The sequence below is a fragment of the Pararhodobacter sp. genome (assembly GCF_034676545.1).
Classification (GTDB): domain Bacteria; phylum Pseudomonadota; class Alphaproteobacteria; order Rhodobacterales; family Rhodobacteraceae; genus Pararhodobacter.
Genome location: NZ_JAUCBZ010000015.1, coordinates 2719350 through 2745368, shown reverse-complemented (window position 1 = coordinate 2745368; position 26019 = coordinate 2719350). Strand labels below are relative to the sequence as shown.

The following is a 26019-nucleotide window of genomic DNA, read 5'->3' as shown; positions in this document are numbered from 1 at the left end:
ACCGATAAAAGGCGGCTTTTGGCAGTGTTTGTTTGCAATTTGAACAGGTTGCACGACCGTAGTGATGTTTCACAATCTTACTCCGAGACTTGGCTGGCATGGCGCTGGGCGATTTTCATTTTCCCCCCAGAGCCAAGCCCGGCCCCTGTTACGGGTCGCCGGGGCTTGCTCTGGGGTCGCCGAGCGCCGTTAAGATGACGTTGACGCCGGGGATCATTCGAGGGCGAAAACGGATCATGTGGTGGGTTGTTCCACGCTGATGACTGTCAGCAATCGACGTTTGTCGTCGCGCGTGTCCCAGTAGAACACCGCGCCGGTCGCCAGACCCAACAGCGCGACCCCGATCGGCGTCATGATCGACACCTTCTGGCGCGAGATGTCCGCATCCTCGGGATACACCAGCGTCACCGATTTTTCCTGACCGGTGGTTTCATCGCGGTATACCACCGTGCTGCCGATGGAGACGACATTCGTGGGCATTTTTGCTGCCGGAACGATGCGCGCGCGGCCGATTTCGTCCATCAGCCGGTCGGCCAGCGCGGGATTGCGCTGCATTGCCCCTTCGATCAACGCCTCGATATGGACCAGCTCATCCGCATTGATCACAAGCTTTGGGTTGCGCGGACGGGGTTTCTTGGCGGTTTCAGTCAATTGCTGCGTCATGGGTAGCCTCCTTTGTTTGGCGATGGAACGGTGGGTCAGGGTGTTGGCGAAAGACGAATGCGGGTGGTTTTGCGGTGGGCGTCAGATATCGGACATGGCAAGACATGGAAAAAGCGCCACGCAGCGAGTGCGTCAGCGGGTTGTCTTGACCAATTGGAAAAAGCGGGTCTTGTGCACTGCTACCCCAGGCGAAAGGGTGCCTTGGGTTCACGTCCGGAATTTGAGGAGGCCTCGGGAGGTTAGGAAGGCACGCTCGCGCCTGACTCCGCCCGAGGAAACGGGCGGATCAGCAAAAGAAATCGGAAATGATCTGCATGAACCTTCATGCTTCAAGATGTAGGGTTGGCCCTGCGGTATGTCAATTGGCGCGTGGCAACAAGTTCACCACGACATTGTGACATGGCATTTTGGGCCCACTTCCGCGCATTATCCGACGCAATCGAACCCGTCACACGGTGATCAGCGCGCGAATGTAGGACGGGACCTTGCGCGCATCAACCACGGCCTCGCGCACCAGCCAGTCGAAATGGCGGGTCAGCGATTTGACCCGCTCGACCTCGCGAAAGGCAAGATAGCATTGCCCAACGTAGACGACGGCCAGATTGGGGCCAAAAATCGTCACCGGTGAACTGAAAACGGTATGCGCATCAAAGAGCAGCACGCGCAGTCTTGGAAACATCTGTTCGCATTGGTCGGCTATCAACCGCAGTTGATCGAACCGGACGCGTTCAGACAACCCCTTGTAATAGGCCGTTCCCGCCGCGCAGGACTCGATTTCATGTATCGGCAGCGCGATTTCATAGTCGGAGACGCCAGACGTCAGCCACGCCAACTGATCCTGCATCGCGGCAAAGGCTTCGGGCACGCGGCGTTCCTGAAACGAAGCGTATTCCCAATGCAGCATGTCGTGCGTCTTGAGAATATCAGGCAAGGTCGCGGGAACGTGGCGGACTTTGTATCCGGCGGCCTCTTGGTGCCATTTCAGAAGCTGCGCATCGGCAGACGTGCGCTCGGCGGGGCTCAGGGACATGGCCGCGGCAACAATGTCGCCCGGGGTTTCGGGCCGGTTGGTCAGACCCAACAGCCAATCGGTGCTGACACCCAGCGCGACCGCGACATCCGCGGCCAGTTGTGCGTTGGGCAGCCGGGGTTGATCCTCCTTGAGGAGTTGGCCAATCGTCGAGCGATCCACGCGGGTTGCTCTGGCCAGCGCGCTGCGCGTCACGGATTTGCGCGACATGGCATCGTGCAGACGCTCACGGAACAGGTCGGCACGGTCACGTTTGTCCATTTCAATCTTCTTTGCAGATTATTGTCACCATACGGGACTGTTTGCAGCAAAAATGCCAAATGTCCATGCTTGTACGGGTCGGATACCACCGTTGAAACGAACCCCGTAGCGGAGCGATTTCAAATGGACAGCACAATCAAACTCTTTGCCAAAGCCGTCTCATGGCAAGTCGCCGGTTTCTTCTCGATGATGCTCATCGGCTTTGTGTTCACGGGGTCGGTGGCGGCCAGCGGCGGCATTGCCCTGGCCGGATCGCTGGCAGGTTTCATCTCGTATTTCTTTCACGAGTTGATCTGGTCCCGCGTGGCATGGGGGCGGGCCGCCGGCACGAGCGAGCATCAACCGAGTTCCGGCCACTGACTCCGGGGCAACGGCGCGTCGGGTCGCGGCATCGCGCCAAGTGGCAATACTGCGTGGCTCTTTTGTCGCGCGCCACACGCATTCGGCACCCTCAGCGATGATAGGCAGGTCACAATCGACTTTCCGAAGCTATGCTGCTGACATGATGAAACGCCTTGCCAAACCGAAATGAGTGACGGTCGGAAAATACCTGCCTTGCCGACGGGGTCCGTGGCGCTTGCGATTGGCATCAGTCTGATATCACTGGTGTTCTTCGACCTGATGGGGTTGATCATCAAGCGCTTGTCTACAGACTATAGCGCTGCGGAATTGTCGGCTTATCGCAATGTGTTTGGCTTGATCCCCAGTGCGATCGCGCTTTGGTCGTCGCAGGCCTGGCACCAAAAGGGGCGGCGCCTGCGGGTGCGGCAATGGGGTTTGGTGGCCGTGCGCGGCCTGATTGTCGCCCTCGCACAACTCATGTTCTACCTGTCATTGGGCCGGATCGCCTTTGCCAGCGCAACAACGATTTCCTATTCCAGCGGGGTTTTCATGACCGCATTTGCGGTGCTGCTTCTTGGCGAGCGGGTTGGCCGGTTGCGATGGATTGCGGTGATCGTCGGGTTTGTGGGCGTGGTGATGGTGATGGGGCCGGGGCGTGACACGTTTTCCACCAACTCCCTTTTGCCGCTGGCCGCCGCCGCACTGTATGCGCTCACCGGGGTCACCGCGCGACTGTTCGATCAGGACGTCCCGAGCGCCTTGGTCAACCTGTATTCCTCTGGCTACGCGGTGATCGGCTCTGTGGCGATCGCGGGGCTATTCGGCGGGTTTTCTCCGGTCGAAAGCCTGTACGATCTGGGGTGGATCGTCGCGATGGGCATCGCGGGCGGCATCGCGGTTTTGCTGTTGATGGTGTCCTATCGCATGACCGAGCAAAGCAATCTGGCGCCTTTCAGTTATCTGGGTATCCCGATGGCCTTTGTGTTCGGCTGGGTGTTCTTCGGCGAGGCCCCCTGGCAGGACCTTTTTCCGGGTGCAATCTTGATCGCCGTCGGCGGGGTGTTGGTGATCTGGCGCGAAAGCCGCAGCAACCGGTAACGCCCTGACGCAAAGTGCGGCCATGCGCGCCAGAATGAGGCTCAGAGCATCAGCGCCTTGCGCACCAGGGCGTCTTTGCCCTGATAGATCGAGATATCGACGCCGCGTGCCGTCAATGCCGCACCAAGATCATCCTCGCTCAGCGCTGCAATGGCCTCTTCGGTCATCGTCCTGAAGTTGATCTTTTGCAGGTAAGGCGGGTTGGTCTCGCCGAAAACGCTGCGGTTTTCAAACGCGAATTCCTCGGCGTATTTGGCCATGAAATGAGAGAGGAACGTGTTGAGGCTCGGCCGGATCCTTGGGTCGCCGCGTTTCAGATCATCGCTGGCCTCCAGCGTGTCCAACATCAACTGCGACCACCGCGCCGCGCCCTTTTCGGTCATCAACTGCATGGCGTTATGCGTATGATGGAAATGCAACCGGAACTCCGCGCCATGATAATACGGCCCGCCGCCCATCACGTCGATCCACATGGAGGCCTGCGTGTTGATGTGGTGGCCAACATCGCCCACGCGCGCGAAAACCGAGGTGAACCAATCCTCATCCGCGAACACCCGCTGGTAGAAATCCTGAACGATCCGCACAATCGGATCTTGACCCAGCACCGAATAAAGCTGCCAGAACTGGATCGGCCGGGACGGATCGCTGGGCGCGGTGAGCGACAGAATTTCCGGCATCCGATGCGCGTCAGGGGGCAACAGCTTCTTTTCAATGGCAGCCGTGATGTAGTCCAGCTGGATTTTTTCCGACATATACCCGTGGCGCGTCGGGTATTGCGGGAGATCAATCTTCGTCATGGTTTTCTCCCGTTCTCGACAAATGCGTGTTGATCACGGCAGATAAGCCCGATTTTGCGTAAAACAACTGCACATGTGCAGTTGTCCTGCACTGGCCTCGAAGTCGCGGCGAGGTCATCCCACCAACGTGGCGTTGACGTCAGACGAAGGACTGGATCGTCTTGATTGCGCCGTCCAGGGCTTTGCCGTCCTCGTCCTGCAAGGCGGCGTCGCGCAGGCGGCGCGCCCAGTCCGCGGCGTCGTCTCGCCCGGCGACCAGCGAAACCCCCTCCATCGCGCGGGCAAATTTCGACAGGCCGCGTGCGTGGGTGTCGGAATAGCCTTTGATCAGGCGGCGCATTCGCAAGGCCTCAACGCCCAGCGCATAATCCGTGCGCGCGAGGTCCAGAACGGTGGTCAACCACCCCTCGAGATGCGCCTGTTCGACCGCGTGGCGCAGCGTCCGTTTGCGATATACTTTCAGCCCGCCCAGCAGATAAAGCTGCAAGAAATTCCACAACCCATCCGAGCGCAGCCGCCGTCCCTTGTTCACGCGCCGGTCGATCCAGGCCATCAGCCGCGGGCGATCCTCGGTCCAGCGGCCAAGGCGTGCAGGAAACAGGCTGACCACTTCGAGGCCACGCGGATGGGTGAATTCGGTCAGGTGCACCACCTGATCCGGGCCGATGCCCAACTCGGCGCGGATGCGTTCAAACCGGGCAGGGCGGGTCTTGCGGTCGGCGACGCGGATCAGATCATCATAGGCCATCGCGTTGGCGATATATTTGGCGGCCTCAAGGCTGAGGGCATATCCGCGTTCAGCGTTGTCGAGGGCCAGCACGCGGTCAAGGTGGGTCAGATACTCGCGCCCGTAGTCAAGGTCTTGAAAATCCACCACCTTGCGCAACCCGGCCAGCGCCATGGCGAGGACCGGTTCGGGCAGGTTGGCGCAGCGTTCGGTCAGCGCCGCCCACGCACGCTCCAGTTTTCCGGGGCCTCGCACCACGGTGGCACGGGCGGGCGCCGCCGGTGGGGCGGCCGGGGACGTCGGGTCATTGGCCGCGTCAAAACCGCGGGCAAAGGCTTGCAACGACGCCTCGACCCCACGACCCGAGGCGCGAACGGCGGCCTCGAAACTGTCACGCGTAAAGGGCAGCGCGCCCGATCCCGCCAAAGCACCAAACAGGCTGGCGGAAATCACCGAGCCAACGCCGACCGCCATTGCCTCCATATCCTGCAAGATCAGGCGTTTGGCTGCGACCTCGGCAGCGCGCAAGACCTCATCCGGGTTGACGATCCCGTCACCGGGGGCCATTTTTTCGCTGACCGCCAGCGACCGGTGGCTGGACGCAATCAGCGTCGTGCGGTCCGGGGTGACGAACCCGCGCAGAATGGCGCGGCCCGCCTCCATCATCTCGGCGGCAATCAGGATATCCACATCGCCCGCGGCGGGGGCCAGCGAAAACACCGGGGCAGCGCCGGCACTGGCCGGGGCCATTTCGACGTAATAGATCGTCGCACCGGTGCGTTGCGCCACGCCGGCCACCGAGGTTGTCTGGACCGCATAGCCATTGGCCCGGCCGACCGCCTCGATCCAGCCGGTCAGCACACCGCCGCCTTGGCCGCCAACCGCCATGACCGCCAGCTTGATGATCGTGTCCATGCGGGCGTCTTGCGGACGCGCATCCAGTCCCGAGAGCTGCTGGGTCATTCTGCGGCAATCCCTTGATAGCTGTCGAAATCCAGACGTTTGCGGGTGCGCCGCGCCTGAAGCCAGGTGATGATGCCTTGCCGCCAGCGGTTCATCCGCGTTTCCATCGCCGAGGGGTTGTGCACCACATCAGCCTTCCAGAACGACGGGCAGAGAACCGCAGCATCGGCAACTTCGCCGCAATTGCCGCAGCCGACGCAGGTCTGGTCAATGCTGGCCACCGGATCATCGCGCAGCGGGTCATCCAGCCGTTTGAGGCTGAGCGACGGGCAGCCCGACAGGCGGATGCAGGCGTGGTCGCCGGTGCAGATATCCTCGTCGACGCCAAAGCGCGGCTTGGCCACGCGCCGCCCGTCCTTGATCGCCTGCGCCATCAGCGGCTTTTCGCGGCGCTGTTTGTTCAACATGCATTCCGACGACGCGACGATCACCTTTGGCCCTTTGGTCTTGGTGGTCAGCGCCTCGGTCAGCGTGTCGCGCATGCGTTTCACGTCATAGGTGTGGTCGATCTGGTGCACCCACTCCACGCCAACGCCCCTGAGCGCCTTTTGAATCGGGTTGCCGGTGGATTTGGTGGCGTTGTCGGCGCGTGATGACAGCACATCCTGACCGCCGGTCGCCGCCGAATAGTAGTTATCGACGATCACCACCACGCCGTCGGATTTGTTGAACACCATATTGCCGATCGAGGACGACAAGCCGTTGTGCCAGAACCCGCCGTCGCCCATCACGGCAATGGGGCGTTTCTCGCCGCCGCCGTCAAACGCGCCGTTCGAGGCCGGGCCAAGCCCGTAGCCCATCGTCGCCCCACCGATGTTGAAGGGCGGCAGCGAGCCGAACAAATGGCAGCCAATATCGGCCGAGATCTGATGCTCGCCCAGATCCTCCTGCACCAGTTTCATGGCGGCAAAGATCGGCCGCTCGGGGCAGCCGGTGCAGAACCCGGGCGGGCGCACCGGCACGGTTTTCGACAGGTCGGGGATCACCGTGGCGGGGGCGTTGGGCGCGCGGATCTGGGCCGGTAACAGGCTTGGCGCAGCCTCGCGCAGAAACGCTTCGACCGCGTCCAGCATCACCTGCCCGGTGTATTCACCGGCCATCGGGAACACGCCTTTGCCATAAAGCCGGGTCGTGCTTTGGGCGCGGAACAACTGGCTGCCCAATTGCTGCTCGATGAACTCGGGCTGGCCCTCTTCGACGACCAGAACCGCGTCCTTGCCGGCGGCGAAGGCGGCGAATTGATCGGCGACCAGCGGATAGGTGACATTGAGCACATAGAGCGGGATTTCGGTGTTGCCCTGCAAATCGGCCAGACCCAGCCGCTGCAATGCGCGGATCACGCCGTTATACATGCCGCCTTGCAACACAATGCCGACCGGGGCCTGTTCCGGCCCGAAGATCTCGTTGAGCCCATGCGCCTGAATATAGGCTTGTGCTGCGGGCCAGCGGTTCTTCACCTTGTCCTGCTCTTGCATATAGGACATCGGCGGCAGAACGATGCGCGACACATCGCGACGCGGGTTCGACAGGGCATCGCGCACGGTCAGCGCCGGGCGCTGGTTGTCGCGGGTCTGGAAACTGCCGGTGACATGGCACGACCGGATGCGCACCATCAGCATGACGGGGGTGTTGGTGGCCTCGGACAGCTCGAACCCTTGTTCGACGGCTTTGACAATCGACGGCAGGTTCGGGCGCGGATCGAGCAGCCAGAACTGCGATTTCATGGCAAAGGCGTGGCTGCGTTCCTGCATGATCGACGAGCCCTCGCCGTAATCCTCGCCGACGATCACCAGCGCACCACCGGTCACGCCCGAGGAGGCCAGATTGGCCAGCGCATCCGAGGCGACGTTGACGCCGACCGAGCCCTTGAAGGTTACCGCCCCGCGGATCGGATAATGCACCGAGGCGGCTAGCATCGCGGCGGCGGCAGCTTCCGAAGCATTGGCCTCGAAGCGCACGCCAAGCTCACCCAGAATTTCCTCGGCATCGGCCAGCACATCCATCAGATGACTGATCGGTGCGCCCTGATAGCCGCCGACATAGCCCACGCCACATTCCAGCAACGCCTTTGTGATGGCCAAAATCCCCTCGCCGGTGAAGGTCTCGCCATGCCCCAGCTTGAGGTGCTCGACTTCCTTCTTGAAGGACCGTTCGGCCATGGTGTTCTCCGTTCTTCAGAAATCGTGCTTGCGGATATTGGCAAGGATGGTTTGCAAGGTGCTGACAAAGGCGCGTTTTTCCGCCGCGTCGATGCCCTTGAACATTTTGGCGTAGATCTTCGCCATATGCGGCCAAAGGCGCTCGAAGGCGGCGCGGCCGGCGTCGGTGATATAAATGCGCGTGGCGCGGCTGTCATCCGGGTCAGGCGCGCGGCGCACCAGCCCCTCGGTGGTCAAAGCGTCCAACGCGCGGCTCAGGGTGGATTGCTCGACCACGGCATAAACGGCCAGTTGCTTGATTTGCAGCCCGTCAATCATGGTCAGCACCGCCAGCGCGCGCATTTTCGGCGTGCTCAGGCCCAACGCGGCCATTTCAGAGCGAAGCGACAGGTTATAGCGCCCCATGATGCGGTTCATCAGATAGGGCGCAAAATTGTTCAGCCCGATCTCGCCCAGACGCGGTTCCGGGTCATTGGTGACCGCCTCGGAAATCGGCCTCACATCGTTCATGCCCCCAGCCCCTTTGCCGCCAGATACCCCGATCCGCCACCCAATCCGGGGCCGGGATGCGTTGAGGCCCCGATATGGCGCAGGCCGCGCACCGGGGACACGCCCCGGACCGAATGATCAAAGGGCCGCCACAAGAAGAACTGGTCGATTGAACACGCCCCACCATACGGATCGCCGCCCACAAGGTTGATGTTCATCGCTTCCAGATCCGCCGGGGACACGGCGGTACGGGCCAGTTTGATCTTGTCGAAACCTTTGATATGGCGCGCCAAAATTCCCTCGATCCGGTCGGCGAAGGCTTCGCGCGTGGCCTCGTCCCAGACACGGCCCGCGATCTGTCCGGCGGCGTCGCCCTTGATGACACGGGGCGCATCGGGGATTTGCAGCCACAAAACAGCCTTGCCCTTGGGCGCGCGTGACAGGTCCATGCGGTGTGGTTGGCCCACGCAGATCGTGGGGGTTTCCGGGAACATGCCGCGCTCGGCTTCATTCGCGGATTTCGACACCGAGTCGATCCCGTCGGCCAGATGGATCAGGGCCACGTCCTGAAGGCCGGGCGTTAACCATTCCGGCACCGAATTGAGCGCATAATGCAGTTGGAAATTCCCGCGACCGTGGCGGAAGGTCGGCGCTGCGGCCTTGTCTTGCGTTGGCGACGTGTCGCCAAGCAGGCGGCCATAAAGCTGACCCGGTGTCACCGAGGCCAGCACGGAACGCGCGGAAATCTCCTCGCCGCTGCTCAGGCGTACGCCCCTGACCGCGCCATTCTCGACCAGAATGCGCGCGACATCGGCATCGGTGCGGAGCGTGCCGCCATTTGCCTCGATGAGGCTGCGAAAGGCCTGCACCGCCGCGCCAGCCCCCCCCTTGACCACCGGTGCTCCCGCCGCCTCGAGCGCAAAGGCAATCACCTTGCCCATTTGCCCCGAATAGGTGCTTTCGGGTGTCAGCCCCGTATGCAGCACCCACGGTGCCCAAAGCGCCTGAATCATCGGGCTTTGATAAGTTGTCTCCAGCCAGCCCCGCGCTGGCGTCAGCGCGCCGCCGAACCATCCGGCCAACCCGGCAACACCGCGTTTGCGCGCTTGCCCGATCAGCATTTTCAACGTCGGCCAGGACCACAGCTTGCCGCCCAAAAGTCCGAACAGGAAGGGCGCGTCGGCCTCGATACCGCCGACATCCGCCGCGTGGCGATCTCCGTCACCAGAGGCAAGCGCGTTGAAGGCGGCCACATTTGCCGCCCGGTCCGTTGTCAGCACCAACGCCGAGCCGTCCGGACGCAAAACCGCCGTCGGATGGGCGGTATGGCAGAACTCCAGCCCGTGCTGCGCCAGATCGGCACCCAGTTCGGCATGGGCGGGAGAGGTCAGGAACAGGACAAAGGTGGCGGCCATCACGTCATGCTGAAAGCCGGGCAGGGTGATTTCGTCGGTGCGCAGGCAGCCGCCCAGAACCGGCGCGCGCTCGAGCACCAACACGCGCTTGCCTTTGCGCGACAGCATGGCCGCCGCGACCAGCGCGTTGATCCCTGATCCGATGATGACGTGATCGACCGCCATTGCGTCAGCGCTTCGGCACGAGCGCCAGCGCCCGGATCGGCGAGCCGGTGCCATTCTTGATCTTCAACGGTGCCGCTATCAGGATCGCGCCCTTGGCGGGCAATTTGTCGAGGTTTGCCAGTGACGCGAGGCCAAAGCAGTTGTCGCGGTGCAGAAGGTTGTGTGCTGGATAGGGCGGTGTCATGCCGCCCGCCGCCCCTGCATCCGTGCCGATGCACTGGGTTCCCCAGCCGACGATGCCCTTGCTCAACAGATATTCCACGCATTCCGGCGTCGGTCCGGGCGAATGTGGCCCCGTCTCATTGGCGTTCAGGAATTGCGCCTCGTCATTGACGCGGCTGTCCCAGTCAGAGCGCATGACCACCCATTCGCCCTTGTTGATCGCGCCGTGCTTGTCCTCCCAGGCCTGCACATGCTCTGCGGTCAGCAGGAAATCGGGGTCTGCGGCTGATTCCTTGGACACGTCGATCACGTTCACCGGGGCAACGACGCGCTGGATGTTCAGCGTGTCGACGTAGCCATCGGGATAATCCTTGCCGGTGATCCAGTGGTGGGGGGCGTCGAAATGGGTGCCGGTATGCTCGCCCAGCACCAGCCAGTTCCAGGCGAAAAACGGCCCATCCTGATCATATTCCGAGATCTTGTGGATCTCGACCTTGGGTGTCGGCTTCGCGAAATCGGCCGGAAGCTGCAGGATTGGCGTTTCCGGTCCCAGCACGCCAGAGCAATCGATGACCTCGATATCGCCTGAAAGCAGCATCGCGCCGAGTGACTGAAGGGTTTGTGTTGACGTCATGGCAAGTCTCCCCGTGTGTTTGGCCGATGTCATCCGGCCAATGTATTTTAAGCCTAAAATTATGCTGGACTGAAATAAATGTGTATGCAAGTATTTTGCGAGGGTAGGGGAACGAAAAGTGCCACACGCATTTGACGCAGTGATCATTGGTGCCGGGCACAACAGCCTTGCTTGCGCGGTTCACCTCGCGGCAAAAGGCTGGTCGGTCGGCCTGTTCGAGCAAGCGCCGCAGCCCGGCGGTGCGGTGCGCACCGCGGCGCTGACCTTGCCGGGATTTCGCCATGACTGGGCCGCCATGAACCTGTCTCTATTTGCTGGTTCGGCCTTTTTTAAAGGCTATGGGGACGGTTTGACCAAACATGGTCTCGACTTTGTTCCCGTCGCCAAACCCTTTGCCAGCGCGTTTCCAGATGGCCGATGGCTGGGAATTTGCACCGATCCTGCGGCAACCGCCGACCGTATTCGCAGTTTTTCTTCAGAAGACGCCGACACCTGGGCCGCGCTTGTCAAAGCCTTCCCGGAAGACGCCGAGTCGATCTTTGGATTGCTTGGCAGTCCCATGCGAAATCATGCAATGGCGGCCACGCTGTTCCGGATCTGGCGCAAAAAGGGGGTCGCCGGGTCGATGGATCTGGCGCAGTTTCTGCTCAGCTCGCCACGCGCCTGGCTGACCAGAACCTTCCGCTCGGCGCATCTTCACGCCACGCTTGGCGCTTGGGGCCTGCACCTCGATTTCGCGCCCGACATCGCTGGCGGCGCGGTATTTCCCTATCTTGAGGGGATGGCCGCGCAGGCCTTCGGCATGGTGATTGGCAAGGGCGGCGCGGATACCATCATCACGGCGATGGCCGCCGATCTCGAGGCACGCGGCGCGCATCTGGAATGCAATGCCGAGGTCACGCAGATCCTGCACAATGGCGGCAAAGCCAGCGGTATTCGACTGGCCGATGGTCGCGAAATCACGGCGCGCAAGGCGGTGATTGCCAATGTCGCGCCCCGTCATTTGGCGCGCCTGACGGGCGGCACGGGAAACGCCGATTTTGACGCGCGGATGCAGGGGTTCGACCACGCGCCCGGCACGCTGATGATCCACCTGGCGCTGGACAGCCTGCCGGATTGGGCGGCGGATGAGGCGCTCAAGGGCTTTGCCTATGTGCATCTCGCGCCCTCGCTTGACCAAATGGCGCGCACCTATACGCAGGCCAAGGCGGGTTTGCTGCCCGATGAACCGGCGATTGTCGTGGGCCAGCCAACCGTGTTCGACCCGTCCCGCGCGCCTGAGGGCAAGCATGTGCTCTGGTTGCAGGTGCGCATGGTGCCCGGCACGATCAAGGGCGATGCGGCCGGACAGATCACCGCGACCGACTGGGCCGACGCCGCCGAGCCGATGGCCGAGCGCGCGTTGGATATTCTTGAGCGCTACGCACCGGGTATCCGGGCCAAAATCTTGGCGCGAAGCGTGGTGTCGCCGATGCAGATGGAGGCGCAGAACCCCAATCTGGTCGGCGGAGATCAGGTCTGCGGCAGTCACCATCTGGCGCAGAACTTTCTGTTTCGACCGGCGCGCGGCCATGCGGATGGCTCGACGCCACTTGGCAACCTGCACCTGACCGGCGCAGCCGTCTGGCCCGGTGCAGGAACCGGCGCGGGGGCCGGGTTTCATCTGGCGCGCAAACTGGCCGGAAAATAGTTCGGCAATAACAAGAACAACACTCAACCAACCGGGAGACATCCATGAAACTTTCACGCAGAACGATGTTGCAAATGTCCGTCGCCTCGGTCGCTCTGACCGTCGCCAAACCGGTGTTTGCGCAGGCCATTGACGAGCTGATCATCGCCTATAACGTCAACCTTCCCAGCTGGGACCCCACCGTCGGCCCCTCCGCCGTGAACCCGACGATTCAGGGGCTCTATCAGTCGGTGTTCGACCAGTTCATCCTGCAACAGCCGGACCTGACGCCCGCGCCCGGCTTGCTGACCGATTGGGGCTGGAACGAGGACCGCACGCAGGTCTGGATGGACGTGCGCGAAGGCGTCAAATGGCATGACGGTTCGGATTTCACCGCCGAGGATGTGCGCTGGTCGCTGGCCCGCGTCGCCGATCCGGCAACCGGCAGCCCGATCCAGTTCGTCTGGGGTACGCTGGCCAATCACCGGGTCGAGGGGAACCGGGTCATTGCCGATGTGACGCAATTCGACCCGACGATCTTCAAATGGATGTATTTCCTGACCGGCTATGTGTTGCCCAAGGATTACTATGAGCGCGTCGGCGCCGCCGGGTTCGAGGAAGCGCCAATCGGCACCGGCCCCTATATGGTCGACAGCTACGAGCGCAACGCCTTTGTGCGCCTCAAGGCGAACCCCAACTACTGGAACGGCGTGCCCGAGTTCGAGACCGTCACCATCCGCTTTGTCACCGACGCCGCCAGCCGCGTGGCCGAGGTGGAATCGGGCAACAGCCACGTCACGCTCGAAGTGCCCTATGAGGAATATGACCGCCTCAGGGTCCGGGCCGGTCTGGCCGGGGTGGCGACGCCGATTTCCGACATCGCGATGATCTTTTTCAATGATATCGACGTGATGCTGGACGAGAACGTGCGCAAGGCCGCCGTTCATGCGGTGGACAAGCAACTGATCATCGACCGGCTGCTGTCGGGCTATGGCGTTGCGTTGAACACGCTGGAGACGCCGGAATACCTGGCCTATGATCCGACCATCGAGGTCGCCTATGATCCGGATCTGGCCCGCGAATTGCTGGCGGCGTCGGGCTATTCGACCGACAATCCGGTGCGCTTCACCATCCAGACCACGCGCGGCTACAAGCCCAAGGATTACGAGACGATTCAGGCCATCGTCGGCATGTGGCGTCGGGTCGGCATCGAGGCCGAGATCGAGGTTTACGAGGTCGCGCGCCATTATGAATTGCGCGCGGCGGATGAACTGGCCCCGGCGGCGTTCTACAACTGGGGCAACTCGGTGGGCGACCCGACCACCTCGACCGGCTTTGCCATGTTCGGCCCCTCGCCGCATTCGGTCTGGGACAGCCCTGACCTGATCGAGCGTATCGCGCCATTGTGGGGCGAGGCCGATGAAGCGGTTCGCATTCAAGGCTGGAAGGACGTGAGCCGGTATATCGCCGAGCACGCCTATGTGCTGCCGATCCTGCAATATGTGCAGCCGATCTTGCACAGCAGTGGCGTAAACGTGGTGCCCCATGCCTCGGGTGCGCTGTTGCCGCATCTGATGACGCGCGCCTAAGGCACAGGGTTCCGGCCACGAGGTGTCTCGTGGCCGGACCCGGACCCATCATATGCGCCTCTCCAAGATATTCACACGGCTGCTGACCACGCTGATCACGCTTTTCGGCGTCTCGGTGATCGTGTTTGTCGTGATCCGGGTGGTGCCCGGCAACCCCATCGCCATGATGCTGCCGCCAGGCGCGACCGAGGCCGATATCGACCGGTTGCGCGCCCTCTACGGCTTTGACCGCTCGATTGCCGAGCAATACGGCATCTGGCTGTGGAACGTGCTTCAGGGCGATTTCGGCACCTCGATCCAGAGCCGCCAGCCGGTGCTGGCGCTGGTGCTGGGCCGCTTGCCCGCCACGCTGGAGCTGTCGATCATGGCGCTGGTGATCGCGGTGTTCATGGGCGGCGTGTTGGCGCTGACCGGCACGCGGCTGCGCGGCACACGCACCGAGGGGGCGATTGACGTCACCAACGGCATGGCGCTGTCGGTGCCTGATTTCCTCTGGGGATTGGTGCTGGTGCTGCTGTTCGGCGTGCTGTGGCCGGTGTTCCACATCTCGGGGCGGATCTCGCCGCAGTTGGACCTGCCGTTCACCACCAATTTCTACCTGTTCGAAAGCGTGTTCCGGCTCCGGTTCGATCTGTGGGTCGATATCGTCAGCCATATGTTCATGCCTGCCTTGGCGCTGGCCATTCCGCTGGGGGCGATCATCGGCCAATTGCTGAAACAGAGCCTCAAGGAAACCATGCATTTGGACTATGTCACGCTGTCGCGCACCAAGGGGTACGGCGAGAACCACGTGATCGTGCGTGAGGCTTTGCCCAACGCGATCTTGCCAACCCTGACGCTGATCGGCGTGCAATTCACCTTTCTGATCGGCGGAACCGTGATCATCGAGCGCCTGTTTTCCTATGAAGGGCTGGGCAATATGGCGATTGACGCGGTGATCAACCGTGACCTGCCGTTGATCCAGGGCATTGTGATCCTGTTTGCCGTGCTGTTCACCGTGGTCAACCTGTGCGTGGACATGCTTTACACCGTGTTGAACCCGAGGTTGCGCAATGCTTGACGCGCGCAGCACGGTCAAACGCCGCCTCGGTCTGCGGCTGTGGTTATCCGCCGGATGGTTGTCGGTGCTGCTGATCTCGGCGCTGTTCGCGCAGTGGATCGCGCCGCACAATCCGCTGGAGCAAGACCTGTTCACCTCAAGGCTGCCGCCGTTCTGGATGGAGGGCGCCGAGCCGGGCTATTGGCTGGGCACCGACAGTCTGGGCCGCGATGTGCTCAGCCGTATCCTGTACGGCGCGCAGATCGCGCTGATCGTCGCCGTTATCGCCGGGTCGGCCACCGCGCTGATCGGCGCGACGCTGGGCTTGATCGCCGGCTATTTCCGCGGCTGGCCCGATCTGATCATCTCAAGGCTGGTGGATATCTGGATGGCCTTTCCGCCGGTTCTGTTCGCGATCCTGTTGATTGCGGTGATGGGGCCGGGGCTGCTGTCGGTGATCGTGGCGATCATCGTCATCGACTGGACCCGCTTCGCCCGCGTGGTGCGCGCCGAGGCGATGGGGCAGGGCGCGATGGATTACGTCGCCTCGGCGCAGGTCGCCGGGCAACGGCGGCTGGGCACGATGATCTCGGAAATCCTGCCCAATGTGTTGCCCACAATCGTCGTGCTGTTGACCTTGGAAATGGGGATTGCCGTGATCGTCGAGGCGATTTTGAGCTTTGTGAACCTGTCGATCTCGACCGATATGCCAACCTGGGGCGGCATGATCTCGGAGGGGCGGCTGTCGGTTCATCAGGCGTGGTGGGTGCTGGTGTTCCCGCTGATCACGCTGTTCCTGACCGTCCTCAGCTTCAGCCAATTGGGCGAAGGGCTGAAGGACCGCTTTGATCCGGTGCTGCGATGAGCGCGTTTTTGTCGATCCGCAACCTTTCGGCGGTCGTCAATGGCGGCGCACGCATCCTGCGATCCGTGTCGCTGGATGTCGCAGCCGGCGACGTGCGCGGCCTTGTGGGGGAAAGTGGTGCTGGCAAGTCGATGATCGGCAAGGCGGTTCTGGGCATCCTGCCGCGCGCGATCGAGGTGGTCGAGGGCGAAATCTGGCTGGACGGCGTGGACCTGTTGCGCCTGAAACCCGCTGAGCGCCGCCGCCGGATCGGGGCCACGGCGGCGCTGATCCCGCAAGATCCCTTGACCGCGTTGAACCCCTCGCGCCGGATCGGGCCGCAGATCACCGATCGGCTGGTGGATATTCTGGGCTGGAGCCGCGCCGATGCGCAGGCCCGCGCCCTCGATCTGCTGGCCGAGGTGCATATCCCGGACGCGGCGCGGGTGATGCGCAATTATCCGCATGAGTTGTCAGGCGGCATGCGCCAACGGGTGCTGATTGCCTCGGCCTTTGCCGCCGAACCCAAGCTGATTGTCGCGGATGAGCCGACAACGGCGCTGGACGTGACGGTGCAAAAGCAGATCCTGCGCCTGATTGCCGGAATGCAGGCGCGTCACGGCACGGCGATCTTGTTTGTCACGCATGATCTGGGCGTGGTGTCCAAGGTCTGCGGCAGCTTGTCTGTGCTGTATGCGGGCCAGGTGATCGAAAACGCCGCCGTGCGCGACTTTTTCCGCGCGCCCGCGCACCCGTATTCCAGGGCGCTGCTGGCGGCGACGCCGAAATACACCGACCCCACCGCCGGGCTGAATCCGGTCCCCGAGGGGGTGATCACGGCCGTCCGCGCTGAAGTTGAAAAAGCCGAAAAGGCGTGGCGCCATGACTGATCTCTATGCTGTCACCGACCTGCGTCTGTCGCTGCCCGACATGACGCGCAAGCCCGCGTTCGGGTCTGCCCCGATGATCGACATTCTGCACGGGCTGTCGTTCACCATTGGCAAGGGCGAGGTGCTGGGCATCGTTGGCGGCTCTGGCTCGGGGAAATCGACGCTGGGGCGCGTGCTGGTGCGGTTGCTGGAACCCACGGGCGGGCAGGTTCTGTTCGATGGGCAAGACATCTCGCATCTGAACGAGGACGCCATTCGCCCGCTGCGCCGCCGCTTTCAGATGATTTTTCAAGACCCGATGTCATCGCTCAACCCGCGCCGCAAAGTCGGCGGAATCATCGCCGGGCCGCTGAAACTGCACGGGTTTGACCGTATTTCCGAGCGTGTTGATGCCGCCCTCGATCAGGTCGGCCTGTCGCGCCGTTTTCGCGATCGCTACCCGCATGAGTTGTCGGGCGGCCAACGCCAGCGGGTCGGCATCGCCCGCGCCATCGCCATCGAGCCCGAATTCATTCTGGCCGATGAGATCGTCTCGGGGCTTGATGTGTCATCGCAGGCGCAGGTCTTGGCACTGCTGTCGGATCTGGTGCGCGATCTGGGGCTGACGCTGGCTTTCATCAGCCACGACCTCAGCGTGATCCGGCGCTTGTGCACGCGGGTCATGGTGTTGCACCAGGGTTTGATTGTCGAGCACCGCGACACCGACGCGTTGTTCAACGCGCCAAAGGCCGACTACACCCGCGAGCTTCTGGACGCGATCCCCTTGCCGGACCCGGATCAGGTGTGGGTGTAAGGCGGTAGACGCAGCGCACCAACGTTCCGCTCAATGCCGGCTTTCGGGTCTGGGCTGTACTGGCCCGCGCGGTTGTTCACAGGTCTTGGGCGACGGAGCAAAGAACTCCCGCCACTCGCTGGGGGAAAACCCGGTCAGTTGCCGGAACCGGCTTGAAAAATGCGCCGACGAGGAAAACCCGAGGTCCATCGCGATGGTGGTCATTGACACACCGGGCTCTTGCAACCTGAGTTTGGCCTTTTCGATGCGGCCATGGGTGAGCATCTGGTGCGGGGTGAATCCGGTGCTGGCGCGGAAGGCGCGGCAGAAATGATCGGCTGACAACCCGGCGAGGATCGCCAGATCATGCACCGACAGATCGGGTTCGGCCTCGCGCATTGGTCCCATCACCGATTGCAGACGCCGCGCCGAGAGACCCGCCCCGGGGTTTGCAGTGCCGGTGCCACGCTCTGGCCAATCCAGCAGCACTGTGAGAAGCCGGTCCAATTCCTGATCTGCCGCCGCCGACTGAGGCGCGCCGGGGCTGGCCGTGCCAAGCGTCCAGAGTTTCGCTGCCGAGCGACCCACCAGCGGAATGCTGTCTGGCTGTTGCGCAAGACGTTGCAAGGCTTGGGAATGTCTGTGCCAGTCATCGCCTGCCAGATACCGGAGCCGATCCTGCGAGACGCTGAGATGCAGCACCGTCGGCGCGCTCTCGAACTGCCAGAAACTGGCGCGGCCCGGTGGCGTGATCACCACTTTCCCGGCCTCATCCAGAAAGTGCTGCGCGCCGTCACCGATGTCGCGCACTGCCGGCGCCTGCGCGGAATTCAGAATGACACTGACGATCAGATCATCGACCGGCGGATATTCGATGCCATGCGTCGGCGCATGGTGCACAATGGCCATCGTGGCCCCAGCCTTGCCAATCCGACGCATGTCGGATTTTTGGCAGGGCAGCTTTCCGGTGTGCAGATACTCCATAAATCCACCGTCAGGGCGGCGGTGAGGCATGGCGTTCATGGGCGTCCTCCCGGGACGATCTAAGAGCCACTGTTGCCCGAAAGCAAGCGACTTCTGACCCCTGCAAGGCTACGCGCTCACCCCTCACCGCCGTTTGGCATGGTGTCAGCTCGGGCGCGGTTGCCCGGCGCTGGCCGCAAGGTTTTGCAGCATGGCGACATCCATCATATACAGCGTCTGATCCTTGTCATCAATGAAGGCCGACGGCCCCTGCGAGATCATCAGCAGCTCGGTGTCTTCCTTGAAATGCAACGGATCATGGATCGCGTCCTTGGTTTCGGACACATAGTCGCCGGGCTCGAAGGCACCGGTCTGAGGATGTTTGCCCGCGCCCTTGAAGATATAGATCTCGGCGGCATCCAGATGCTTGTGGCGCGGCAGAACGCCACCGGCCTCGGCGCGGATCATCACGCTGAACGCGCCGGTTTCGGGCACCGTCTTGATCACCTTGATGAAAACCTTGGGGGCCAATGGCAGCCAAGGCAGTGCGTCACATTTGATCGTATCCCCACCGTGTTTGGTCATGAACGTCTCTCCCTGTTTATATGGCCGTAGTGCTGTCACCGGGACCGGTGGCACACCCGACTTCGTGCAAGGGTAGGGGGTATTGGTACATATTGCTTTCAGATTTCCGATGCGAAGATCCTGTGTCTGGAAACGCAACGCTCCTGACAGGGCACTCACGCCACCGGGCTTGCTCGTTCTTGTCCCCGGGCGCTTGATTTGCGACGTCATGTGCCGCGCGTGGGTGTGGCGATTCCCTTGAAAAACCCGCGATGATTTGAAACGCGTACAGCCGGTTTCAGCGAAATCGCGCGTGCATCCTGGCCCCGTCAGACGAGAGTTTTGCGCGTGCGGTAGTGCCGCGCGAGCGGGAGCACGATCACGATCGCCAGAAGCAGGATCATGAAAACAATCGCGATCGGCCGCTCGAACAGATAGGCCAGCGGGTTGTTGTTCGAGATTTGCAACGTGCGGACCATCTCACCCTCGAGCATCTTGCCCAGCAAGAGGCCGATCACCGTCGCGGCAACGGGATAGTCGTGCCGCCGCATCAGCCAACCAAGACCCGCAAACACGGCCACCGTCACAGGCCCGGCGATGGTGCCGGTGATGCCATAGCCGCCCCAGGCGCAGAGCGCCAGAACGCTGGGGATCAGATAGGACAGCGGCACACGCACCACCATGCCCAACAAGCGCAGGGTCAAGAGGCCAATGACCGCCAGCAAGACCACCTGACCCAGATTGCCGACGATGATCGCATAGACGAGGTCCGTCTCGTTGCGGATGAACGACGGGCCGCCGACGAGGTTGTGGAACGAGAAGGCCGCCAGCAACACCGCCGTCGCCGCGCCACCCGGGATGCCAAGCGCCAGAAGCGCCGTCATCGACCCGCCCTCGGAGCTGGAGTTGGCGGATTCGGCGGCGATCACGCCCTCGGGCGCACCTTTGCCAAAGGCCTCGGGTGTCTTTGAACTGCGCTTGGCTTCGCCATACGAGACCAGATTGGCAACCGACGAGCCCACGCCCGGGATCGCGCCGATGATGGCACCGATGATGCTGCCCTTCAGCAAGGCGGCCGGATAGTGGAATGTCTGGCGCACGCCCCGCAGAATGGCGGGGATCGAGATATTGCGCAGGGAGTCATCCTCGACCAGAAACGAGGACCCGCGTAGGCGCAGCAGTTCGGCGGCGGCGAAAATGCCGATCATCGCCGGCACCACGGGAATGCCGTCCATCAGATAGGGATTGCCGATGGTCGTGCGCAGAACGCCGGTGGTGGAAAACCCGATCTGACTGAGCATCAGGCCAAAGAACCCGGCCAGCAGGCCGCGCGCAATGCTGCCGTCGTTGAGCGTGGCGATCAGGGTCAGGCCCCAAAGGACGACCATCACCATTTCCAGCGGCCCGATCTTGAGAACAAAGGATGCCAGCGGCTGAATGAGCACCAAAAGCAGGGCGTAGCCGACAAAGGTTCCGATCACCGAGGCCGCGAGGCCCAGCCCCAGTGCCTCGTTATGCTTGCCTGCCCGCGCCATGGGGTAGCCGTCAAAGGCCGTGGCAATGGCCGAGGAGGAACCGGGTATGTTCATCAGGATTGCCGTCACCCCACCGCCATACGCCCCGCCGGTAAAGATTGCGGTCAGGAACAGCATCGCTTGCAGGAATTCCATCCCGAAGGTGACCGGCAAAAACAACGCCATCGCCATCGAGATCTGCAAGCCGGGGATGGAGCCGAAAATCAGGCCGATCAACAGGCCGGGGATGACCCACAGCCACGGCGAAAATCCGGTGAACAGCATGTCGAGCGCTGCGGAAAAGGCGATTTGGTCAATCATGTCACAGCACCAGTGTTGGCAGGGGATAGGGGAACAGCGACCCAAATCCATAGGTGATCAACAGGGTGAAAATCAGTGCAAACAGGGGTGGTTGCCACAGGCCTTTGCCGCCACTCATCGTCACCCCGGCCCAGACGAAAAAGAAGGTCGCGATATCGAACCCGACTCGTGTCATGGCAAGGCAGAACACGGCGAACCCCGCCAGCAGGATCACATCGCCCCAGATCGGGGTTGCGGCGCCGATATCTGCGCTTGATGCGCGCTTGGCATGGGTCGGTTTGCGCCAGGCGGAAAACAGGATTGTCGCCATGGCAAGGACCAGCACAGCGCCCACCGGCACCACCACGATCAGGTTGGTGAGCCGGGTTGACGCGGACGTCGCGCTCCAGACGATAAAGCCGCTGGCCGCCAGAACCAGCGCCATGAGGACTGCGTGAGTGGGCGCGAGATGAAAACGGCTCGGCATGGGCGAATCCTGTGTTGGGCGCTGGAAATGGTCTTGTTGGGTGTAGATTTCCACGCAGAAGTGAGCCGGATAGACGGATAATTTCCACTGAGATTTGAGCCATGTGACCCTTCCCCCAGCGCGATGCGCAACGGGGAGCAGCGGAGTGATACACATGGGACTTTTGAACATTATTCGACGGATGTCTTTGCGGGAGAAGCTATCGATCCGTGAGATTGCGCGTCGCACTGGATTGTCGCGCAATACGATTACAAAATATCTGAATGCGGGCACGATCGAGCCGCAGTTCGCGACACCGGAGCGGCAAAGCAAGCTCGATCCGTTCGCCGAGAAGCTTGCCGGTTGGCTGAAGACGGAGGCGGCCAAGTCGCGCAAGCAGCGGCGAACGCTGAAGCAGCTGCATGCCGATCTGGTGGTGCTTGGCTTTGATGGGTCTTACGGTCGGGTCGCGGCTTTTGCGCGTGACTGGCGGGCAGATCGGCAGCGAGAGCAGCAGGCAACAGGGCGCGGCATCTTCGTGCCGCTGTCGTTTCGTCCGGGCGAGGCATTCCAGTTTGACTGGAGCGAGGATTTTGCCGTTTTGGGCGGCGAGCGCGTCAAGCTACAAGTCGCCCATATCAAGCTGTCGTATAGCCGGGCCTTTCTGGTTCGGGCGTATCTGCTGCAAACGCACGAGATGCTGTTCGACGCTCACTGCCACGGGTTCCGGGTCTTCGGCGGCGTTCCAGGGCGTGGAATTTACGACAATATGCGCACCGCTGTTGACCGCGTCGGTCGTGGGAAGGAGCGGCAGGTCAACATGCGCTTCCTCGCAATGGCCAACCATTACGTGTTCGAGCCAGCGTTCTGCAATCCTGCCGCCGGCTGGGAGAAGGGGCAGATCGAGAAGAATGTGCAGGATGCCAGGCACCGTCTGTGGCAACCCATGCCGGACTTCCCCGATCTCGCGGCCCTGAATGATTGGCTGGAACAGCGCTGTGTGGCGTTGTGGAATGAGATTCCTCATGCAGCACTGCCGGGGAATGTTGCTGACGTCTGGGCCGCAGAACACCCCGTGCTGATGCCATTGCCGCCCGCCTTCGATGGCTTTGTCGAGCATAGCAAACGGGTGTCCCCGACCTGCCTAATCAGCTTCGAGCGCAACCGCTACAGTGTTCCAGCGTCGTTTGCGAACCGGCCTGTGAGCTTGCGGGTTTATCCAGAGCGTTTGGTGGTCGCTGCCGAGGGTCAGATCCTGTGCGAGCATGTGCGGGTGATTGAGCGCAGCCACCAACTCCCGCCACGCACGATTTACGATTGGCGCCATTATCTGGCCGTCCTTCAGCGTAAGCCGGGTGCGCTCAGGAACGGCGCGCCCTTCGTGGAATTCCCTCCGGCCTTCAAGCGGCTGCAAGACCTTATGTTGCGCAAGCCTGGCGGTGACAGAGAGATGGTTGATATCTTGGCGCTGGTTCTGCATCACGACGAACAGGCCGTGCTCGTCGCCGTGGAAATGGCCTTGGCTGAGGGCGTGGCAACCAAAACTCACGTTCTGAACCTTCTGCACCGTCTTATTGACGGAAAGACGATTGGTGGGCCGGACATCGAAACACCACAGGCACTGGCTTTGCGCAGTGAGCCAAAGGCGAATGTCGAACGCTATGACGGCCTGCGGGCCCGGACCGCCGGAGGCCGCCATGCGTCATGATCCCGCCAGCGGTGCCATCATCATCATGCTGCGCAGTTTGAAGATGCATGGCATGGCCCAAGCCGTCACCGACCTCATGGAACAAGGCGCACCAGCCTTTGATGCTGCGGTGCCGATGCTCGCTCAATTGCTGAAGGCCGAAGTGGCCGAGCGGGAGGTCCGGTCCATTGCCTATCACATGAAGGCCGCTCGCTTCCCGGCTTACAAGGATCTGACCGCCTTCGACTTCGCGGCCAGTGAGATCAATGAGGCCACGGTGCGCCAACTTCATCGGGGCGAGTTCATGGACGGTGCCCAGAACGTTGTGCTGATCGGGGGCCCTGGGACTGGCAAAACGCATGTCGCGACAGCCCTTGGCGTGCAGGCTGTCGAGCATCACCGCCGCAAGGTTCGCTTCTTCTCGACCATCGAGCTCGTCAATACGCTCGAACAGGAGAAGGCCAAAGGCAAAGCCGGACAGCTTGCCGAAAGCCTCGTCCGCCTGGATCTCGTGATCCTCGACGAGCTCGGCTACCTGCCGTTCAGTGCATCAGGCGGTGCGCTGCTCTTCCATCTGCTCAGCAAACTTTACGAACGCACCAGCGTCGTCATCACCACAAACCTGAGCTTCAGCGAATGGGCCACCGTCTTCGGCGATCCCAAGATGACGACCGCACTCCTCGACCGCCTGACCCATCGTTGCCACATCCTCGAGACCGGCAACGACAGCTTCCGCTTCAAAACCAGTGCAGCCACCGCGGCGCAGAAAAAGAGGGAGGACAATCACGTATTGACCAAAGCCTGAAACCCGAAACATAACCTAGAGGTGGCTCACTTCTCGATGGAAAACCCGGCTCACTTCCGCGTGGAAATCTACAGCACAGGGCGTTGGGCCGCTTTTTGGCGATACAAAACCTGAAACAGGTCCACGTCCTTGATGGCCCAATGATTTCGGTGAAACTCGAAGTCGTCAATCTGCAGTTCAGATGCCAATGCATGGATATCCGCATTGTTCAGACGCGGGATATCTGGATCTACGGTGTATTGGAGAAGATACTCACGATCGCGCTTTTGCACACGAGTAAGCCACCCTAAATAGGCGACCTCATCTGCAACGCCTTCCTCCATCAGAACAGTGGGAAGCTCAAGTATAGCGCTGATGTCCAGCTCGCCGCCGGGCATAAATTTCTGTGATAGAGGCTCGCTTGTGTGTTCTAGTACACGCCCCGCCATAATCGAGCCACGGCGATCACTTTCAAGGCCTCCTGAAACGATCAAATTGAACATGCAATACTCCTGTAGTTACCGAAGCCTGATATCCAAAGCCGAGAGCTCGTTCAACGCGAAGTGGAGGCTTGGCACCAGCAAAGCAGCGCCACGACTTCGCATCATTCGACCGGCTTACCCACCTGCTGCGTTTGGCGCAGCAAACTCTTTGCATCAGCACCTGCTCAACTGACCCTCAGTGAAAGCTGGCCTGAAAACTCGTGGCGGTCAGCGACACGTGGGCGTCCAGCGGCGGGCGCAGTTCGAACGCCTTCGGCTCCCGTGCAAAGTGATAGAGCCGCATGAGGCACCAGTCCGCCCGCCGTTCGTCGGCAACAGCCAGCTCGTTCCGCGAAATATGGAATGGTGTGCGTTCCCAGCCGTTGGTCGTCTTCACTTCGATCAGACGGGGCCGACCATCCGGCGCATAACTGGCGATATCATACCCCGCGCCATCGCCATCCTCCTCCGAGACCCATCGCACCTTTGACGCAAGATCAGAGCGCCCGGAGCCAGCCAGCACCGCTTTCTCATGCGCCAGCGCGCGTTCCTCTCCCGCCCGGCCAAGCGCGCGGTTGCGCTCATCACGCTCCGCCACATCGAATTTGCGGGCGGTGGCGATGGTTTGCTCAAGTTCAGCCGGAGGCGGCTGGTTGCTGAGCGTCGGGGGCGGTCCAATCCAAAGCTGGGCCGCCTCGCGGAGGCCCATCGCGGGCCGTTCCGGAATGCGGGACAGCCAGCCGGGGTTGAGTTTCAGCCAACGCGCCACCGCGTCTTCTAGTGTGCCCTGGTAGTTTTGCGCGGGCTTGTAGCCGGGGATCCAGTCCTCTCCGAGGGCCCTGAGTACCGCGCTGATGTTCTGGTGCTTGAACTCAATCGAACTGCGGTTGCGGTCGATCTGGCTCTGAAGATCGCGATTGTGAGCAGCCTTGTTATAGGACTGGCCAGAAAAGTCCGCCGACAGCATCGCGAAGTAATCCGCGACGATCAGGTCATTCTCTGCATCTGTCCAAGGCCCGTTCGACATGCGGCCAGGCTAGACGCGGGAAAATCATTTGTCATCAGCGGTTTCGGTTGGGGGAATGGGATGCAAACCTACCCAAGAAATCCGTCGATTTACGCTAGCATCCCGAGCAACGCGCCTACCGCATGTTCTGGCTATGTTGCCATCGATGTCGTTCGGAACGCACGTTTGGGTTTTGGCGGGGTTCGGCAGCAGTGCATTGAAAGGTAACGAGAAAACGAGACCGAACCGAAACGGGTGAGGTTCGCCCAAACTGAGACTGAGGGTCATTCTGAGCCCAGCTTCGGCTAGGCGGCGCGTCTATGAGGTTCGGTTGGTTTCCGCAAACCCCTTTGATAACACGGAAAAATCCGTGCCCGTCAGGGCGGTGTCACTGGTTCGCAATGGGGATAATGGCGGATGGGGTGGGATTCGAACCCACGGTACGGTTCCCCGCACGCTAGTTTTCAAGACTAGAGCCTTAAACCACTCGGCCACCCATCCGTCCACTCAGCTTCTAGCTTCGGGTTTGCGGGGTTGCAAGATGC

The 26019-nt window shown here is 61.8% G+C and carries 24 protein-coding genes and 1 tRNA gene; 10 read left to right on the top strand and 15 right to left on the bottom strand.

What is annotated here, in order from left to right; all coding sequences use genetic code 11:
* Nucleotides 1-234: 234 nt before the first annotated feature.
* Complete coding sequence (gene rnk / locus VDQ28_RS16960) at nt 235-663, bottom strand: nucleoside diphosphate kinase regulator (protein ID WP_323037053.1); 429 nt, start codon at nt 661-663, stop codon at nt 235-237.
* A gap of 448 nt (nt 664-1111) precedes the next feature.
* Nucleotides 1112-1954 (bottom strand): helix-turn-helix transcriptional regulator, encoded by an 843-nt coding sequence (locus tag VDQ28_RS16955; RefSeq protein WP_323037052.1) that lies wholly within the window; start codon nt 1952-1954, stop codon nt 1112-1114.
* Nucleotides 1955-2077: 123 nt separating this feature from the next.
* Between VDQ28_RS16955 and VDQ28_RS16950 the strand changes: the two genes are divergently transcribed.
* Together VDQ28_RS16950 and VDQ28_RS16945 are read left to right on the top strand one after the other, a co-directional pair.
* Nucleotides 2078-2314 (top strand): DUF2061 domain-containing protein, encoded by a 237-nt coding sequence (locus VDQ28_RS16950; protein ID WP_323037051.1) that lies wholly within the window; start codon nt 2078-2080, stop codon nt 2312-2314.
* Between the two features lie 195 nt (nt 2315-2509).
* The gene (locus tag VDQ28_RS16945; RefSeq protein WP_323037050.1) at nt 2510-3394 is read left to right on the top strand and encodes a DMT family transporter; all 885 of its coding nucleotides are present in this window, start codon (nt 2510-2512) and stop codon (nt 3392-3394) included.
* Nucleotides 3395-3435: 41 nt separating this feature from the next.
* On the opposite strand, the gene VDQ28_RS16940 is transcribed toward VDQ28_RS16945, so the two are convergent.
* The 6 genes from VDQ28_RS16940 to VDQ28_RS16915 all read right to left on the bottom strand — a co-directional run bounded on the left by VDQ28_RS16940 (nt 3436) and on the right by VDQ28_RS16915 (nt 10905).
* Nucleotides 3436-4191, bottom strand: a complete 756-nt coding sequence (locus tag VDQ28_RS16940; protein ID WP_323037049.1) for a hypothetical protein — start codon at nt 4189-4191, stop codon at nt 3436-3438.
* Nucleotides 4192-4330: 139 nt separating this feature from the next.
* Nucleotides 4331-5881 carry an indolepyruvate oxidoreductase subunit beta family protein gene (locus VDQ28_RS16935; protein WP_323037048.1) on the bottom strand — a complete coding sequence of 517 codons (1551 nt, stop codon included), beginning with the start codon at nt 5879-5881 and terminating at the stop codon, nt 4331-4333.
* Nucleotides 5878-8040 carry an indolepyruvate ferredoxin oxidoreductase subunit alpha gene (locus VDQ28_RS16930; protein WP_323037047.1) on the bottom strand — a complete coding sequence of 721 codons (2163 nt, stop codon included), beginning with the start codon at nt 8038-8040 and terminating at the stop codon, nt 5878-5880. The genes VDQ28_RS16935 and VDQ28_RS16930 overlap by 4 nt, the downstream gene beginning before the upstream one ends.
* 15 nt (nt 8041-8055) lie before the next feature.
* Nucleotides 8056-8550 (bottom strand): MarR family transcriptional regulator, encoded by a 495-nt coding sequence (locus VDQ28_RS16925; protein ID WP_323037046.1) that lies wholly within the window; start codon nt 8548-8550, stop codon nt 8056-8058.
* Entirely contained in the window at nt 8547-10163 is a 1617-nt protein-coding gene (locus VDQ28_RS16920) for an NAD(P)/FAD-dependent oxidoreductase (RefSeq protein ID WP_323037045.1), read from the bottom strand. The genes VDQ28_RS16925 and VDQ28_RS16920 overlap by 4 nt, the downstream gene beginning before the upstream one ends.
* Nucleotides 10114-10905, bottom strand: a complete 792-nt coding sequence (locus VDQ28_RS16915) for a cyclase family protein (protein WP_323037044.1) — start codon at nt 10903-10905, stop codon at nt 10114-10116. Before VDQ28_RS16915 ends, VDQ28_RS16920 begins: the two co-directional genes overlap by 50 nt.
* Nucleotides 10906-11023: 118 nt before the next feature.
* Here VDQ28_RS16915 and VDQ28_RS16910 point away from each other — a divergent pair, with 118 nt between their 5' ends.
* The 6 genes from VDQ28_RS16910 to VDQ28_RS16885 are packed head-to-tail and all read left to right on the top strand — an operon-like array spanning nt 11024 to nt 17729.
* Nucleotides 11024-12595, top strand: coding sequence for an NAD(P)/FAD-dependent oxidoreductase (locus tag VDQ28_RS16910; protein ID WP_323037043.1), 1572 nt, complete (start codon nt 11024-11026; stop codon nt 12593-12595).
* A gap of 44 nt (nt 12596-12639) precedes the next feature.
* Nucleotides 12640-14163: an ABC transporter substrate-binding protein gene (locus tag VDQ28_RS16905; RefSeq protein ID WP_323037042.1), complete on the top strand. Its 1524-nt coding sequence runs from the start codon at nt 12640-12642 to the stop codon at nt 14161-14163.
* A 52-nt stretch (nt 14164-14215) separates the two neighbouring features.
* Entirely contained in the window at nt 14216-15223 is a 1008-nt protein-coding gene (locus VDQ28_RS16900) for an ABC transporter permease (protein ID WP_323037041.1), read from the top strand.
* Complete coding sequence (locus VDQ28_RS16895) at nt 15216-16067, top strand: ABC transporter permease (protein ID WP_323037040.1); 852 nt, start codon at nt 15216-15218, stop codon at nt 16065-16067. Before VDQ28_RS16900 ends, VDQ28_RS16895 begins: the two co-directional genes overlap by 8 nt.
* Entirely contained in the window at nt 16064-16936 is an 873-nt protein-coding gene (locus VDQ28_RS16890) for an ABC transporter ATP-binding protein (protein WP_323037039.1), read from the top strand. The genes VDQ28_RS16895 and VDQ28_RS16890 overlap by 4 nt, the downstream gene beginning before the upstream one ends.
* Nucleotides 16929-17729, top strand: coding sequence for an ATP-binding cassette domain-containing protein (locus tag VDQ28_RS16885; RefSeq protein ID WP_323037038.1), 801 nt, complete (start codon nt 16929-16931; stop codon nt 17727-17729). The genes VDQ28_RS16890 and VDQ28_RS16885 overlap by 8 nt, the downstream gene beginning before the upstream one ends.
* Nucleotides 17730-17759: 30 nt before the next feature.
* Here the strand turns inward: VDQ28_RS16885 and VDQ28_RS16880 are convergent, their stop codons facing one another.
* The 4 genes from VDQ28_RS16880 to VDQ28_RS16865 form a co-directional block, all read right to left on the bottom strand.
* A complete protein-coding gene (locus VDQ28_RS16880) occupies nt 17760-18731 on the bottom strand; it encodes a helix-turn-helix transcriptional regulator (protein ID WP_323037037.1) in 972 nt (323 codons plus the stop codon).
* 105 nt (nt 18732-18836) lie between these two features.
* The gene (locus VDQ28_RS16875) at nt 18837-19256 is read right to left on the bottom strand and encodes a cupin domain-containing protein (RefSeq protein WP_323037036.1); all 420 of its coding nucleotides are present in this window, start codon (nt 19254-19256) and stop codon (nt 18837-18839) included.
* A gap of 308 nt (nt 19257-19564) precedes the next feature.
* Nucleotides 19565-21070: a tripartite tricarboxylate transporter permease gene (locus VDQ28_RS16870; RefSeq protein ID WP_323037035.1), complete on the bottom strand. Its 1506-nt coding sequence runs from the start codon at nt 21068-21070 to the stop codon at nt 19565-19567.
* A gap of 1 nt (nt 21071) precedes the next feature.
* Nucleotides 21072-21536 carry a tripartite tricarboxylate transporter TctB family protein gene (locus tag VDQ28_RS16865; RefSeq protein ID WP_323037034.1) on the bottom strand — a complete coding sequence of 155 codons (465 nt, stop codon included), beginning with the start codon at nt 21534-21536 and terminating at the stop codon, nt 21072-21074.
* A gap of 154 nt (nt 21537-21690) precedes the next feature.
* On the opposite strand from VDQ28_RS16865, the gene istA reads away from it, so the two are divergent.
* Both istA and istB read left to right on the top strand, forming a co-directional pair.
* Nucleotides 21691-23223: an IS21 family transposase gene (istA, locus tag VDQ28_RS16860; RefSeq protein ID WP_323034837.1), complete on the top strand. Its 1533-nt coding sequence runs from the start codon at nt 21691-21693 to the stop codon at nt 23221-23223.
* Complete coding sequence (gene istB, locus VDQ28_RS16855) at nt 23213-24007, top strand: IS21-like element helper ATPase IstB (protein ID WP_323034836.1); 795 nt, start codon at nt 23213-23215, stop codon at nt 24005-24007. Before istA ends, istB begins: the two co-directional genes overlap by 11 nt.
* Before the next feature lie 68 nt (nt 24008-24075).
* On the opposite strand, the gene VDQ28_RS16850 is transcribed toward istB, so the two are convergent.
* The 3 genes from VDQ28_RS16850 to VDQ28_RS16840 all read right to left on the bottom strand — a co-directional run bounded on the left by VDQ28_RS16850 (nt 24076) and on the right by VDQ28_RS16840 (nt 25975).
* Nucleotides 24076-24489: a hypothetical protein gene (locus VDQ28_RS16850; RefSeq protein WP_323037033.1), complete on the bottom strand. Its 414-nt coding sequence runs from the start codon at nt 24487-24489 to the stop codon at nt 24076-24078.
* 175 nt (nt 24490-24664) lie between these two features.
* The gene (locus tag VDQ28_RS16845; protein ID WP_323037032.1) at nt 24665-25495 is read right to left on the bottom strand and encodes a DUF3883 domain-containing protein; all 831 of its coding nucleotides are present in this window, start codon (nt 25493-25495) and stop codon (nt 24665-24667) included.
* Between the two features lie 390 nt (nt 25496-25885).
* A tRNA-Ser gene (locus VDQ28_RS16840) sits at nt 25886-25975 on the bottom strand.
* Nucleotides 25976-26019: the final 44 nt, after the last annotated feature.

Excerpts from the sequence above, each read along its gene's own strand:
- VDQ28_RS16890 (WP_323037039.1), top strand. The coding sequence starts at position 16,064 with ATGAGCGCGTTTTTGTCGATCCGCAACCTTTCGGCGGTCGTCAATGGC.
- VDQ28_RS16925 (WP_323037046.1), bottom strand. The coding sequence starts at position 8,550 with ATGAACGATGTGAGGCCGATTTCCGAGGCGGTCACCAATGACCCGGAA.
- istA (WP_323034837.1), top strand. The coding sequence starts at position 21,691 with ATGGGACTTTTGAACATTATTCGACGGATGTCTTTGCGGGAGAAGCTA.
- VDQ28_RS16940 (WP_323037049.1), bottom strand. The coding sequence starts at position 4,191 with ATGACGAAGATTGATCTCCCGCAATACCCGACGCGCCACGGGTATATG.
- VDQ28_RS16875 (WP_323037036.1), bottom strand. The coding sequence starts at position 19,256 with ATGACCAAACACGGTGGGGATACGATCAAATGTGACGCACTGCCTTGG.
- VDQ28_RS16885 (WP_323037038.1), top strand. The coding sequence starts at position 16,929 with ATGACTGATCTCTATGCTGTCACCGACCTGCGTCTGTCGCTGCCCGAC.
- VDQ28_RS16950 (WP_323037051.1), top strand. The coding sequence starts at position 2,078 with ATGGACAGCACAATCAAACTCTTTGCCAAAGCCGTCTCATGGCAAGTC.
- istB (WP_323034836.1), top strand. The coding sequence starts at position 23,213 with ATGCGTCATGATCCCGCCAGCGGTGCCATCATCATCATGCTGCGCAGT.
- VDQ28_RS16935 (WP_323037048.1), bottom strand. The coding sequence starts at position 5,881 with ATGACCCAGCAGCTCTCGGGACTGGATGCGCGTCCGCAAGACGCCCGC.
- VDQ28_RS16895 (WP_323037040.1), top strand. The coding sequence starts at position 15,216 with ATGCTTGACGCGCGCAGCACGGTCAAACGCCGCCTCGGTCTGCGGCTG.
- VDQ28_RS16905 (WP_323037042.1), top strand. The coding sequence starts at position 12,640 with ATGAAACTTTCACGCAGAACGATGTTGCAAATGTCCGTCGCCTCGGTC.
- VDQ28_RS16900 (WP_323037041.1), top strand. The coding sequence starts at position 14,216 with ATGCGCCTCTCCAAGATATTCACACGGCTGCTGACCACGCTGATCACG.
- VDQ28_RS16870 (WP_323037035.1), bottom strand. The coding sequence starts at position 21,070 with ATGATTGACCAAATCGCCTTTTCCGCAGCGCTCGACATGCTGTTCACC.
- VDQ28_RS16955 (WP_323037052.1), bottom strand. The coding sequence starts at position 1,954 with ATGGACAAACGTGACCGTGCCGACCTGTTCCGTGAGCGTCTGCACGAT.
- VDQ28_RS16915 (WP_323037044.1), bottom strand. The coding sequence starts at position 10,905 with ATGACGTCAACACAAACCCTTCAGTCACTCGGCGCGATGCTGCTTTCA.
- VDQ28_RS16865 (WP_323037034.1), bottom strand. The coding sequence starts at position 21,536 with ATGCCGAGCCGTTTTCATCTCGCGCCCACTCACGCAGTCCTCATGGCG.
- VDQ28_RS16845 (WP_323037032.1), bottom strand. The coding sequence starts at position 25,495 with ATGTCGAACGGGCCTTGGACAGATGCAGAGAATGACCTGATCGTCGCG.
- VDQ28_RS16920 (WP_323037045.1), bottom strand. The coding sequence starts at position 10,163 with ATGGCACCGGCTCGCCGATCCGGGCGCTGGCGCTCGTGCCGAAGCGCT.
- VDQ28_RS16880 (WP_323037037.1), bottom strand. The coding sequence starts at position 18,731 with ATGAACGCCATGCCTCACCGCCGCCCTGACGGTGGATTTATGGAGTAT.
- VDQ28_RS16850 (WP_323037033.1), bottom strand. The coding sequence starts at position 24,489 with ATGTTCAATTTGATCGTTTCAGGAGGCCTTGAAAGTGATCGCCGTGGC.
- rnk (WP_323037053.1), bottom strand. The coding sequence starts at position 663 with ATGACGCAGCAATTGACTGAAACCGCCAAGAAACCCCGTCCGCGCAAC.
- VDQ28_RS16930 (WP_323037047.1), bottom strand. The coding sequence starts at position 8,040 with ATGGCCGAACGGTCCTTCAAGAAGGAAGTCGAGCACCTCAAGCTGGGG.